This window comes from Kitasatospora sp. NPDC002965 (genome assembly GCF_040611255.1).
GTDB lineage: Bacteria > Actinomycetota > Actinomycetes > Streptomycetales > Streptomycetaceae > Kitasatospora.
On record NZ_JBEXNT010000004.1, the window covers coordinates 131,354 to 144,475 of the forward strand.

Below are 13,122 nucleotides of genomic sequence, written 5' to 3' on the forward strand. Positions count from 1 at the left end.
ACAGGGCCGCTCCGGTTACGAACATCGGAAGCCGGCGGTTTCGGAAGGAATATTGGGGGCGCACGGAACTGATCCGCGCGCCCCCAATATCAAGAACGCTTCAATCCACTCGAATTACGGCCGGGCCCGTTACACCCGGGCCCGTTACGGCCCGGCCCGTTACGCCCGAGCCGCTGCCGCCCGGCCGTCGGCCCGTCGGCCTTCGAGCCCGTCGCCACCGGCCCCCCGGTGACTACCAGCGGGCCGCCGACGGCAACGGCTCCCCGTACCAGAGCTCGACCAGGTGCCGGGCGATCGAGATCCCCGACGGCGGAAGGATCTCCCCCGCCGCCATCCCGGCTCGCAGCTCCTCCCGGGAGAACCAGCGCGCCTCGGCCAGCTCCTCGCCGTCCACGGTGATCGTGGTGCCCGCCGGGTCCGCCTTGCCCATGAAGCCGAGCATCAGGCTGGACGGGAACGGCCACGGCTGGCTGGCCACGTAGGAGACGGCGGAGACCCGGACCCCGGCCTCCTCGTACACCTCGCGGACGACCGCCTGCTCGATCGACTCCCCCGGCTCGACGAAGCCGGCCAGCGTCGACCAGCGCCCCTCGGGCCAGAGCGCCTGGCGGCCGAGCAGGCAGCGGTCCTCGTCGTCGGTGATCATCATGATCACCGCCGGGTCGGTGCGCGGGTAGTGCTCGGCCGCGCAGGACGTGCAGCGCCGCACGTGACCGGCCCCGGCCTTCTCGGTCGGGTGGCCGCAGCGCGAGCAGAAGCTGTGCAGCCGGTGCCAGTGCTCCAGCGCGACGGCGTGCACCAGCAGCCCGGCGTCCCGGCCGGAGAGCAGGGCGCCGACCTCGCGCAGCCCGGCCGGGCGGGCGTCGCCGTCCAGCCGCCCCGGCAGGCTCTCGCCCGCCAGCGCGAAGTAGGAGACGCCGTCCTCGTCGGTGCCGAGGAAGTACCGGTCGCCGGTCTGCGGCGCCTCGAAGGAGGGCATCAGGACCAGCTCGGTCCCCTGCCCGGTGTCGACCACGAAGGCCTCGCCGCCGGCGATCGGCAGCACCTTGGTGGTCGGGTGGCTCCAGGCGGCCGCCAGCCAGGGTTCGTCGAACCGGTGCTGGGCCGCCCGGTCCACCCCGGCCCGGGCCAGCGCCAGGTGCAGCGGGTGTTCGGTCTCAGGCACGGTGCTCAACTGTTTCCATCCCCACGTGATGTGTCTTCCGGACGGTTCGGGTTCACTCGCTCGCGCTGCCCGGCCGCCAGTTCTCGGCCAGGTCGGCCCAGAGGTAGGCGGCGGTCTCCACACCCTTGGCCAGCAGGTCCAGCTCGACCTTCTCGTCGACCGAGTGCCAGCCGTCCGAGGGCACCGAGATGCCGAGGAACAGCACCGGTGCGCCGAGCACGTCCTGGAGGTCGGCGGCCGGGCCGGAGCCGCCCTCCCGGGTGAAGAGGATCTTCTGTTCGAAGGCCCGCCCCATCGCCCGGACGGTGGACTGCAGCGCCGGGTGGTCGAGCGGGGTCAGGCAGGGCCGGGTCGCCCCCGGGAAGACCAGCTCGTACCGGATGCCCGCCGGGACCCGGTCGGCCACCCAGGCGCGGACGGCCTCCCGGACCTTCTCCACCTCCTGTCCGGCGACCAGCCGGAAGGAGAGCTTGAGGTGGGCCGAGGAGGGCACGATGGTCTTGCCGCCGGGGCCGGTGTAACCGCCCCAGATGCCGTTGACCTCGGCGGTCGGCCGGGCCCAGATCCGCTCCAGGGTGGAGTAGCCGGCCTCGCCGAGGGTGCCGTACGACTTGGCGACCCTCAGCCACTGCGCCTCGTCGAAGGGCAGCTCGGCGAAGAGCTCGCGCTCGCGCTCGGTCAGTTCGATCACGCCGTCGTAGAAGCCGGGGACGGCGACCCGGCGGTCCGCGTCGTGCAGGCCGGCGGCCAGGTCGGCGGCGACGGCGGCCGGGTTGGGCACGGCGCCGCCGAACGAGCCGGAGTGGATGTCGGTGTCCGGCCCGTACAGGTCGATCTGGGCGTCGGCCAGGCCGCGCATGCCGGTGCAGACGGTCGGCGTGGTCTCGGACCACATCCCGGTGTCCGAGATGATCACCACGTCGGCGGCGAGCCGCGCGGCCTCGCGCCGGACCAGGTCGGCGAAGTGCGGCGAGCCGGACTCCTCCTCGCCCTCGATCAGCAGTTTGAGGTTGACGGCCGGCGCGGTGCGGCCGGTGGCGGCCAGGTGGGCCCGCACCCCCAGGGTGTGGAAGAAGACCTGGCCCTTGTCGTCGGCGGCGCCGCGGGCGAACAGCTGCTTCCCGACCACGGTCGGCTCGAACGGCTCGGTCGCCCAGCCGTCCTCCTTGGCCGCCGGCTGCACGTCGTGGTGCCCGTAGACCAGCACGGTCGGCGCGGACGAGTCCCCGGACGGCCACTCGGCGAAGACCGCCGGCAGGCCGTCCGTCTCCCAGACCTCGGCCACCGGGAAGCCGGTGTCGCGCAGCTTCGCGGCCAGCCACTCGGCGGAGCGGCGCACGTCGTCGGCCCGGCCGGGGTCGGCGGAGACCGAGGGGATGCGGAGCCAGTCGGCGAGGTCCGCGAGGAAGGCGGCCTGGTGCTGGTCGATGAAGGCGCGGACGACGCTGTCCGGAGTTCTCGTCATACGGACGACTTTAGTTCGCCCGTGCGGGTCGGACGGGCCCCGGTCCCGGCCGGTGGACACCGGAAGGCCTGTAACGTCCGTCACCCCCGGCCGCAGGGGGGCGGCGACCGGGGGTGACGGGGGCGGGAGGACGGTGCTCAGCCGGAGCGCCGCAGCAGCGAGATCCGCGAGCGGGTGAGCAGCGCGGCCAGCGCCACCGCGAGCAGCGGCAGCAGGACCACGGTGGCTCCGACGTTGAGCCAGGGGAAGACCACGATGCCCTTGGCGGTCTCCTCCTGGAGGCTCATCCCCGGGTAGGCCTGCGCGGCGGCCTCGACCTTGCGCAGCGCCACGGCGGGCACGACCCCGGCGACGGCACCGAGCAGGGCGCCCATCGCGGCGATGACGCCGCACTGGAAGCCGGAGAGGGTGCGCCGGACCCGGGGCGCGGCGCCGACCGCCGCGAGGGTGGTCAGGTCCCGCTGGGAGTCGGCGGCGGCGAGACCGGTGGCGATGCCCGCGGCGCCGAGGGCGACCAGGCCCGCGAAGGCGGTGAGTCCGAGGGAGATCAGGTCGTTCTCCGACCGGTAGCCGCGCTCGACCTCGAAGTCGGTGCCGTCGGACAGCTTGGCGAGCGCGCCGCGGACCTTCTGCTCCGCCCGGTCGGTCGGCGCGGTCCCGGGCAGCCAGACCGAACCGGAGTCGCTGGTGGTGAGACCGAGGCGGACGGCGGTGTCGGCGCCGAGCACGGCGTCGCCGCCGGCCTGGACCGGCGCTTCGACGTGGACGGCGTCGACGGTGACGGGGTGGACGACCGGCTCCCGGTCGGGGGTGGCCGGCTGGTTCGGGTCGTCCGGCTCGGTGAGTTCGAACGTCACCTTCCCGTCCTTGATGTAGCGCTGGTCGAAGACCACGACCTTGCCGGCGGCGAGCGCCTGGGCGCCGGCCGGGTCGGTGGTGCCGTAGAGGTTGCGCAGCAGGTTGCCGTCGCCGGCCTGGACGCTCCCGAAGGAGCTGCCGTGGGAGACGTACGCCGACCGGCAGCGCGGGTCCTCGCGGAGCAGCCGCTCGGCCTCGCCGTCGATCATGACGGACCGCTTGCCCCAGACCGGGCAGCGCAGTTCCTCGGGCAGGACGATGCCGACGTGGCCGCAGGAGCCGTTGGTGGCCCGGCAGTCGCCCTTGTAGTTGACGCGCCGGACGTCGGCGCGCTCGCCGAGGGCGGGGATGTTGTCCTGCACGGCGCCGCGCAGCTGCGGGAGCATCGAGCCGTCGGAGGCGGCGCCCCAGCCGTTGGTGACGATGACCGCGTTGGCCGGGCCGGCGGCGGTGTACTCGCGCCGGTGCTGCTCGTCCATGCTGGCGCCGTAGATGCCGACGGCGACGGAGCCCGCGACGGCGGCCATCACGGCGGCGACCGCGGGGGCGGTGCGGCCGCGGTGGCGGACGGAGTCGCGCAGGGCGAGGCGGGGGCCGAGCGGCAGCCAGCGGCCGATCCGCCCGAAGAGGCCGACCAGGTAGGGGGTGAGGGCGACCATGCCGAGTTCGGCGACGGCCGAGCCGCCGAGGACGGCCGTCGAGCGGCTGCCGAAGCCGCCGGTGGCGCCGAGCAGGGCGAGGGCGGAGCCGGCGCCGAGCATCGCCAGACCGAGCAGGGCGAGCCTGCGGCTCGGCGGCTTGAGGCTGTCGCGGCCGGTGAGCGCGGCCACGACGTCCTGGCGGGAGGCCTGGACGGCGGGGACGACGGCCGCGAGCAGGCCGGTGACCAGGCCGATCAGCAGGATGCCGAGCAGGTCGACCGGCTGCAGGTCGAAGTGGCCGAACCGCTCCCCGGCGTAGCTCTCCGCGGAGGTGCGGAGCGCGGCGACCAGGCCGATGCCGGTGACGAGGCCGACGGCCGCGCCGGTGAGGCCGAGGACGACACCGCCGCCGAGGACGACGGCGCGGACGTTGGCGCGGTCACCGCCGCCGGCGGCGAGCAGGCCGAGCTGCCGCCGGGAGCGCCGGGCACCGACGGCGAAGGCGGGGCCCGCGAGGAGCACGATCTCCAGCAGGGCCATGCCGACGACGGTGGCGAGGATGACGACGGAGGTCTTGTCGAGGAACGGGGTCGCGCCGCCGCCCCGGCGGTCCTGGTAGTCGTAGAACGGCACCTCGGAGCGGGCCGGCGGGTCGAGCATGACGGCGCGGGAGCTGACGGTGAATCCGTGCTTGTTGAGCTCCTGGACCTTGGCCCAGTCGACGACACCGCCGGCGGGGAGCTTGACCAGCCAGCGGTCGTCGGAGCCCGAGGAGGAGCCGCGGCCCCGGTTCGCATCGGCGCCGGGCAGTTTGCCGAGCGGGTCGATCAGGGCGCCGGGCCGGGCGACGACGGCGGCGGTGCGCAGGTCGCCGGGGTACTCGGCGACACCGGTGATGGTGTACGGGGTGGCTTCGAGGCCGCGCGGGGCGGTCCGGTCGCCGATCCGCAGCCCGGAGCGGTCGAGGAAGTCCCGGGTGACGGCGACCTCGTGGTCGGCGCTCGGGGCGCGGCCCCCGACGAGGTCGATCCGTCCGCGCCAGACCGGGTCGGTGAGGTCGGCCTCGACGGTCTTGACGTTGACGAGGCCGTCGCGGGTGCTGCTGGCGGTGTAGGGGCCCTGGCGCACGGGGACGAGGGTGGCGCCGGTCGGCAGGAGCTGCTTGACGAGTTCGCCGGGCTCGGTGGCGAGGCTGCGCTTCTGCTCGGGGGTGTGGACGGGCTGCCCGTTCTCCTTCTTGGCCTCCTCGGCGCTCTCCAGGTGGAAGTCGGACTCCGGGTCCGGCGGCTGGAGCACGATGGAGCCGCGTTCGAGCAGGCGGATCTCGGCGGCGGACTGGCCCATGGTGCGGACGACCTTCTCGCCCGGGTCGAGTTCGGCGCTGCGGAAGACGATGTCGGCTCCGGCCACGCCGAGGACGGGCAGGGCGACCATGGCGACGACGAGGGCGCTGCGGCCCTTGGCGCGCAGGGCGTCACGGCGGGCGATGCGCAGGGCGACCCGCCAGGCGCTGAGCTTCACTGCTCCACCGGGCCCTTCGCGTTGGCGGCGGCGGCGACGAGGAGGCTGCCGGCGTCCTGGCTGACGCTCTCGTCGACCATGCGGCCGTCGCGGAGGAACACGACGCGGTCGGCCCAGGCGGCGTGCCGGGGTTCGTGGGTGACCATCATGGCGGCGGCGCCCTCGTCGCAGCGGGCGCGCAGGACGGCGAGGACCGACTCGCCGGTGGTGGAGTCGAGGGCGCCGGTGGGCTCGTCGGCGAGGACGAGGCGGCGGTCGCCGATGAGGGCGCGGGCGATGGCGACGCGCTGCTGCTGGCCGCCGGACATGTCGTCGGGGAAGCGGTCGGCGAGTTCGGGGATGCCGAGCTCTTCGAGGGCGACGAGGGCCTCGCGGCGGGCGGCGCGGCCGGAGAGGCCGTCGAGTTCACGCGGGAGGGAGATGTTCTCGGCGGCGGTGAGGGCCGGTATCAGGTTGTAGTCCTGGAAGACGTAGCCGACGGATCGGCGGCGGACCTCGGCGAGCCGCTTGCGGTCGAGTCCGCCGAGGGCGACGCCTTCGACGAGGACCTGGCCGTCGGTGGGGGTGTCCAGGCCGCCCGCGAGGGTGAGCAGGGTGGACTTGCCGGACCCGGACGGGCCCATGACGGCGACGAACTCCCCGGGGTGGACCTTGAGGTCGACGCCGCGCAGCGCCCGCACCTCGCCGGCGCCCTGCCCGTGGACGCGGGTGACGTTGTCCAGGTGCAGGACGGGCTTGCGGCCGTCCCTGGTCGGATCGGTGTGGGACACGATTCCCCCTGCTGTGGTGGGGCCCGCCGCATCGTGTGGTGCGGCCGGGCCGGTGGTTCGTCGGTGCGTACGGTGTCGGGGTCCGTACGGGGTGGGCCGCCGGGGCGGCTCAGGCCGTGGTGCGGCGGCGTCCGATCCGGCGGGGCGCGGGCGCCGGCGCGGGGTCGTTCTGCCGGTTCTCGGCGGCGCGGGCCTGTTCGATCTCGGCGCGCTGGGCGAGCCGGGTCTCGCAGTGGTCGAGCCAGCGGACCTCGGCCTCGGTCTGGAAGATGAGCTGTTCGAGGACGAGCAGCCAGGCCAGGTCGGCGCCGGTGCCGTCGTACGTCGCGGCCGTCCCGCCGGTGGCGGTGGGGCGGGTCTCGCCGGCGAGGGCGCGGCCCTTGAGCCGGGTGTAGTCCTGGAGCGCCTTGATGCTGTGCCGGCGCTGGCTCTGGACGACGGCGGGCACGTCGACGCCGGGGACGGTGACGGCCATGGCGAGCTTGATGGCGAGCTCGTCGCGGGGCGGGTTGGTGCGCGGCACCGGGCTGTCGAACCAGGCGTGCAGTTCGGCCCGGCCGGCGTCGGTGACGGCGTAGAACTGGTGCCCTTCGTCGTCCTCGCCGGCGGGGACGACCAGTCCGTCGCGTTCCAGGCGGGCGAGGGTGGTGTAGACCTGGCCGACGTTGAGCGGCCAGGTGGCGCCGGTGCGCGCCTCGAACTCGGTTCTCAGCTGGTAGCCGTAGCGCGGTCCCTGGTCGAGCAGGGCGAGCAGGCCGTGACGGATGGACATACCGAGTATGTATACCGGGTATGCCCGGCAGGTCAAGCCGGGCCCCCCGCGGTCGAGCCGCGCCGGGGCCGTACCGGCCGCTCCCGCGCCCGCCGGGGACCGCGGCCGCGCACCGGCCCCCGGCGAGCGGGTACCGTCGTGCGGTGTGAGCCAGTTGCGCATCGCCACCTTCAATCTGCTGCACGGTCAGCCCCTCGCCCCGGACGGCGCCCCCCGCCCCTACCCGGCCGACCCCGGCGGGCCGCTGGCGGAGGCGGTGGCCGCGCTGGACGCCGACGTGCTGGCCCTCCAGGAGGTGGACCGGCACCAGGCCCGGTCCGGCGGCACCGACCAGGCCGCCGTCGCCGCCAAGGCGATGGGCGCGGCCGACTGGCGGTTCGCCGCCGCCCTGCACGGCCGGCCCGCACCGGTGGCCGGCTGGGTGCCCGACCTCTCGGTGCCCGCCGGGATCCAGGTCTACGGGCCGGGCGAGGTCGGCGACGACGCCCCGCCCGCGTACGGCACGGCGCTGCTGACCCGACTGCCGGTGCTGCACTGGCGGGCCCGCCGGTTCGCGCCCGCCCCGTTCGGGCTGCCGCTGCGGGTGGCCGGACGCCGCGGGCTCACCCCCGTCCCCGACGAGCCGCGGGCCGCGCTGGCCGCGGTGCTGGAGGGCGGGAACGGACCGTTCACCGTGGTGGCGGCGCACCTGTCGTTCGTGCCCGGCTGGAACATGGCGCAGCTCGCCGGGATCCGGCGCTGGATCGCCGACCTGCCGCAGCCGTACCTGGTCCTCGGCGACTTCAACCTGATCGGCGCGGTGCCGCGCACCGTCCTGGGCTCGGCGGCGGCGCTGGACCGCACCGCGCCCCGCGCGAAGGTCCGCGAACTGCGGGCGGCCCGGCGGGCCCGGCCGCAGTTCACCGACGCCCGCCGGCGCCGGGTGCGCGAGCCGCGGGCCCGGCTGCAGGGCTGGTACGACCTCGCCCGCACACCCACCTACCCGTCGCACCGGCCGGCGGTCCAGTTCGACCACGTGCTGGCGATCGGCGTGCCGCGCGCCGCCGTCGGCCCGGCAGCCGCTCCACTCACCGGGGTCTCGGACCACCGGCCGCTGGTGGTGGAGGCCTCACTCTGACCGACCGCCGGGGGCCGGGGCGGCCGGGCCCGCCACCGCCGGACGGGAGAGCTGGCCGTTCTGGTGCGGGACGTGCGGGACGTTCGCGGCCGGGTCCGGCCGGTCGGCGACCGGCTGCGGGTCGTACTGGAGCAGCAGCATGGCGGCGTCGTCGCCGAGCTGGCGGCCGACGTGGCGGACCACGTCCTCGTGCAGGCGGCGCAGCACGTCGGCCGGGCGTCCGTCGGCGCAGACCGGGAGCCGGTCCGCGAGCGGGTAGAAGACGCCGGCCCGGTCCCGCGCCTCGATGACGCCGTCGGTGAAGAGCAGCACCCGGTCGCCGTGGCGCAGCGGGACGCGGTGCACCGGCGGCCGGACGTCGGCGGGGTCGAGGACGCCGAGCGGGGGCACCGTCTCGGCGAGTTCGAGCGGCCGTACCGGTTCGGTCCCGCGCAGCAGCAGCGGGGCCGGGTGGCCGCAGTTGACGATCTCGGCGGTGCCGTCGGACCGGACGCCGATCAGGACGAGGGTGACGAACTCCTCCTCCACGCCCGGGTGGTCGTTCTCGTGCAGGGCGCGGTCGAGGCTGACGGCGAGCCAGCCGGCCACCCGGTCGAGGGCGGCCTCCTGGTGTGCGGCCTCGCGGAAGGCCCCGAGCACGGCGGCGGCGGTCTCGACGGCGCCGAGCCCCTTGCCGCGGACGTCACCGACCACGGCCCGGACGCCGTGCCGGGTGTTGACGACCTCGTAGAGGTCGCCGCCGATCCTGGCGTGCGCGGCGGCGGCCTCGTAGTGGACGGCCGCCTTGACGGTGCCGACCCGCTCGGGCACGGGCCGGAGCAGGACCCGTCGGGCGATCGAGGCGACCAGCTGGGCGTCGGCGAGGAGCTGTTCCTGGCGCAGCCGCAGGGTGGCGCTGACCCACCCGATCGCGGCGACCAGGACGATCGCGAAGACGGTGGCGCTGTGCACGGACTCGCCGAGCACGTCGTTGTGGAAGGCCATCAGGAAGGCGGCGGCCTCGGTGCAGGCGCCGATGGCCAGCGGGTACCAGGTGCGCCGGCTGACCACGGCGGCCAGGGCGGGGACGGCAGTGAGCGCCGGTTCGACGGTGACGGCGGCGTCGGTGAAGTAGTCGAGGACGACGACCAGCGCCATGCCGATGAACGGCAGCGTGAGTGCCGTCCTCGGCCAGGTGCCGGTCGCGCCGGGTGCGGTTCCCGGGGTCGGCCCGGCGAACCGTTCTCTGATCCATCCGGTCGCGCTCAACTTCGGTCTCTCCAGCAGAAGACGCCGATGCCCGGGGGGCACCTGCGGTGATGACTGAGGGTTAGGGAATGCGGGCGTCGCTGGCGGCCGGAGCACGGGGGTTGACCGGTTACCGACCCCACAATAGGCGCGAAACGTGCACTACGCACAGGTTTCGCCCGATGCCGTGATGACTTGAATGCTCTCCGTGACTCATTCTTCACTGTTCCCGATCAGGAGCCGTTCCAACTCTTTTCGGTCGGGAAGTCCTGCGGGTTGTTCGATCCGGCCACTGCGGACGTACAGGAAGGAGGCCGTGACCTGCTCCAGGGGAACGCCGGCCTGTTCGGCCCAGGCGAGCCGGTAGACGGCGAGTTGGAGCGGATCGGCGGTCTCCTCGCGGTGCGTCTTCCAGTCCACCACTTCGTAGCGTGACGCGCCGCCGAATTCTGACCCGCCGTCACCGTCACGGTAGACCGCGTCGATCCGGCCGCGCACCACCCGGCCCGCCAGCACCAGATGGAACGGCGCCTCGACCCGGTGCGGCTCCCGGTCCGCGTACGGCGTGCGCAGGAACGCCTCCTTGAGCCGCTCCAGGTCCCGTTCGTCCTCGATGCCGTCGTCGTCGGCGCCCGGCAGCGCGTCCGGCCCGATCAGCATCAGCGGCTCGATCCGGGACTGCACCCAGGCGTGGAAGCGGGTGCCGCGGCGGGCGGCGGGCTGCGGCGGGCGCGGCATCGGCCGGGCCAGGTCGTGCGCGAAGCCGTCCGGGTCGGCGGCCAGGCGCAGCAGCTGGGTGGCGGACAGCGAGGCCGGCAGCGGCACCTCCCGCACACCGCGCCGGAAGCGCTCCAACTCTCCCGTCAGCGCCTTCAGATCGCGGTCCCAGGAGTCGACCAGGCGGCGGTCCTCGGGGGCCATCGGGCCGGGTTCGGGGGCGGGCTGCCCGGCGAGCCGCCCGAGCACCACCTCGGCGACCCGGCGGCGGGCGTGCTGGGCGGCCGGGTCGAGCGGCAGCGGCCAGGGGCGTTCGACGGGCGAGGCCAGCGCCGGGTTCTCGGCGCCCTTGGCCGGCTGCTCGGCCCAGTGCTCGATCTCGCCGTTGCCGGGCTCCTCGCAGTGGTCGCGCACCTGCTCCAGGAAGGCGGACGGGCCGCGCGGGGTCTTCTGGCTGGGCCCCCACCAGTGGCCGGAGGCGAGCAGCAGGGCCCGCGGCCGGGTGAAGGCGACGTAGCCGAGGCGCAGTTCCTCGGTGCCGGAGTGTTCGGCGAGCGCAGCCTTGAACGCGGTCATCGACTTTCCGGTCCAGCCGTCGCGCACGTCGGGCAGGGTGGCCCCGTCGCCGCGCAGGGCGTGCGGGAGGACGCGCTTGGTGCTGGTCCAGCGCTCGCGCGCGGTGGAGGACGGGAAGGCGCCGCGGACCAGGCCGGGGACGGCGACGACGTCCCACTCCAGCCCCTTCGACTTGTGCGCGGTGAGCACCTTGACGGTGTCCTCGCCGCCGGGGAGGCCGGCGTCGAGGCCGCGGTCGTGCTCCTGGGCGGCGCGCAGGAAGCCGAGGAAGGCGGCCAGGCCCGGGTCGCCGTCGAGGTCGGCGAAGGAGGCGGCGACGTCCAGGAAGGCGTGCAGGGTCTCCCGGCGGCGGGCGGCCAGCGCCTGCGGCGAGGCCGCGAGTTCGACCTCCAGGCCGGTCGCGGCGAGGACCCGGTGCAGCACGTCCATCAGCGGCTCCGCCAGCGAGCGGCGCAGGTCGCGCAGTTCGCGGGCGAGCCGGGCGAAACGCACCCGGGCCTCGGGCGAGAACGGCAGCTCGTCGGGCTGGTCGCGGTCGAGGAAGGTCTCCAGCGCGTCGGCCAGCGAGACCACCTCGGTGGGGTCGGTCTCGGCGACGGCGGCGGCCAGCGGTTCGACGCCGTCGGGCCGGGCGGTGCGGACCAGGTCGGCGGCGCGCCGGCCGAGCAGGGCGAGGTCGCGCGGGCCGATCCGCCAGCGCGGGCCGATCAGCAGCCGGACCAGGGCGGCGTTGGCGGTGGGGTCCTGGAGCACCTCGCAGACCGCGACCAGGTCCGCGACCTCGGGCAGGTGGAGCAGCCCGCCGAGGCCGACCACCTCGACCGGCACGTCGCGGGCGACCAGCGCGGCGTGGATGTCGGGGAAGGCCGCGCCGCCGCGGCAGAGCACCGCGATCCGGCCGGGCGCGGTGCCGGTGCGCACGAGGTGGGCGACCGAGTCGGCCAGCCAGTCGATCTCCTCGGCGTGGGTGGGCAGCAGCGCGGCCCGCACGAAGCCGTCGTGCTCGGCGCCGGGGGCCGGGCGCAGCGCCTCGACGCCCTCGTGCATCGCGCGCAGCGGCGCGGCCAGCCGGTTGGCGAAGGCGAGCAGCCGCCCGCCGCTGCGGCGGTTCTCGCTGAGCGCGTACCGGTCCGCCGGGGCGCCGTCGGCCCGGGGGAAGTGCCGGGGGAACTCGTCGAGGTTGGCGACGGAGGCGCCGCGCCAGCCGTAGATGGCCTGGCAGGGGTCGCCGACGGCGGTGACCGGGTGTCCGGACGGGCGGCCGTCCGGGCCGGCGCCGAAGAGACCGGCGAGCATGAGCCGCTGGGCGACCGAGGTGTCCTGGTACTCGTCGAGCAGGACGACCCGGAACTGGCCGCGCAGCAGGGCGCCGACCTCGGGGCGCTGCTGGGCGAGCCGGGCGGCGGCGGCGATCTGGTCGCCGAAGTCCATCAGCCCGGCGGTGGCCTTGCGGCGCCGGTAGTCCTCGACCAGGCGGAGCAGTTCCAGGCGGGCCCGGGCGGCGGTGGGGACGGCCCGCAGGTCGTCGTTGGTGAGCCTGGCGGTGGCGAGGGTGTCGAGCAGTTCCTCGTCGAAGGCGCGCAGGGTGTCGGGGTCGACGAGGTGCTCGGCGAGCTCGCCGTCCAGCGCGATGAGGTCGGCGACGAGGTTGGCGAAGGTGCCGGTGAGGGCCGGGAAGGGGCCGCGGGCGGTGCGCAGCACCTTGGCGGCGAGCTGGAACCGGGTGGCGTCGGCGAGCAGGCGGACGTCGGGTTCGATGCCGATCCGCAGGCCGTGCTCCTTGAGGAGGCGGCCGGCGAAGGCGTGGTAGGTCGAGATCTCGGGTTCACCGAGCGGTTCCTCGCCGGGGTCCGGAGCCCGCTCCCACCCGTCGGCCGAGGACACCCCCGGCCCGCCGAGGCGCAGCAGGGCGGTGCGGACGCGTTCGGCGAGCTCACCGGCGGCCTTGTTGGTGAAGGTGAGGCCGAGCACCTCCTCGGGGCGGACGGCGCCGGAGCCGACCAGCCAGACGACGCGGGCGGCCATCACGGTGGTCTTGCCGGAGCCTGCGCCGGCGACGATGACGGCCGGCTGGAGGGGGGCGCCGATGGCCGCCATCTGTTCCCGGTTGAAGGGGATGCCCAGCAGCTCCTTGAGCTGGTCGGGGTGGCTGAGCACGGCGGTCACCTCGTAACGGTAACGGGGGGTACGGACAGGTCGGGCCGTGCGGGAGGGCCGCTGTGGCGACCCTCACTGCCGCACCGGGCCCCGCCCGCCCTTCGTCGCACGGGCCGGGGACGCCCGAAGGCCCGGG

Annotated in this window: 8 protein-coding genes; 1 reads left to right on the top strand and 7 read right to left on the bottom strand. The window is 75.1% G+C overall.

Going from position 1 to position 13,122, the window contains the following annotated elements; all coding sequences use genetic code 11:
- Window positions 1-232 precede the first annotated feature (232 nt).
- The 5 genes from nudC to ABZY91_RS03425 all read right to left on the bottom strand — a co-directional run bounded on the left by nudC (window position 233) and on the right by ABZY91_RS03425 (window position 7,192).
- Window positions 233-1,165 carry an NAD(+) diphosphatase gene (gene nudC, locus ABZY91_RS03405; RefSeq protein ID WP_355399440.1) on the bottom strand — a complete coding sequence of 311 codons (933 nt, stop codon included), beginning with the start codon at window positions 1,163-1,165 and terminating at the stop codon, window positions 233-235.
- Between the two features lie 52 nt (window positions 1,166-1,217).
- The gene (locus ABZY91_RS03410) at window positions 1,218-2,630 is read right to left on the bottom strand and encodes a dipeptidase (protein WP_329949239.1); all 1,413 of its coding nucleotides are present in this window, start codon (window positions 2,628-2,630) and stop codon (window positions 1,218-1,220) included.
- Between the two features lie 137 nt (window positions 2,631-2,767).
- Entirely contained in the window at window positions 2,768-5,650 is a 2,883-nt protein-coding gene (locus ABZY91_RS03415; RefSeq protein ID WP_355399442.1) for an FtsX-like permease family protein, read from the bottom strand.
- The gene (locus ABZY91_RS03420; RefSeq protein ID WP_329883154.1) at window positions 5,647-6,420 is read right to left on the bottom strand and encodes an ABC transporter ATP-binding protein; all 774 of its coding nucleotides are present in this window, start codon (window positions 6,418-6,420) and stop codon (window positions 5,647-5,649) included. The genes ABZY91_RS03415 and ABZY91_RS03420 overlap by 4 nt, the downstream gene beginning before the upstream one ends.
- Before the next feature lie 109 nt (window positions 6,421-6,529).
- Window positions 6,530-7,192 (bottom strand): PadR family transcriptional regulator, encoded by a 663-nt coding sequence (locus ABZY91_RS03425; RefSeq protein WP_355399445.1) that lies wholly within the window; start codon window positions 7,190-7,192, stop codon window positions 6,530-6,532.
- A gap of 145 nt (window positions 7,193-7,337) precedes the next feature.
- On the opposite strand from ABZY91_RS03425, the gene ABZY91_RS03430 reads away from it, so the two are divergent.
- Window positions 7,338-8,309: an endonuclease/exonuclease/phosphatase family protein gene (locus tag ABZY91_RS03430; RefSeq protein ID WP_329883156.1), complete on the top strand. Its 972-nt coding sequence runs from the start codon at window positions 7,338-7,340 to the stop codon at window positions 8,307-8,309.
- On the opposite strand, the gene ABZY91_RS03435 is transcribed toward ABZY91_RS03430, so the two are convergent.
- Window positions 8,301-9,557, bottom strand: a complete 1,257-nt coding sequence (locus ABZY91_RS03435) for a PP2C family protein-serine/threonine phosphatase (RefSeq protein ID WP_329883157.1) — start codon at window positions 9,555-9,557, stop codon at window positions 8,301-8,303. The genes ABZY91_RS03430 and ABZY91_RS03435 overlap by 9 nt on opposite strands.
- A 192-nt stretch (window positions 9,558-9,749) precedes the next feature.
- Window positions 9,750-12,995 carry an ATP-dependent DNA helicase gene (locus ABZY91_RS03440; protein WP_355399447.1) on the bottom strand — a complete coding sequence of 1,082 codons (3,246 nt, stop codon included), beginning with the start codon at window positions 12,993-12,995 and terminating at the stop codon, window positions 9,750-9,752.
- Window positions 12,996-13,122: the final 127 nt, after the last annotated feature.

Excerpts from the sequence above, each read along its gene's own strand:
- ABZY91_RS03410 (WP_329949239.1), bottom strand. The coding sequence starts at position 2,630 with ATGACGAGAACTCCGGACAGCGTCGTCCGCGCCTTCATCGACCAGCAC.
- ABZY91_RS03425 (WP_355399445.1), bottom strand. The coding sequence starts at position 7,192 with ATGTCCATCCGTCACGGCCTGCTCGCCCTGCTCGACCAGGGACCGCGC.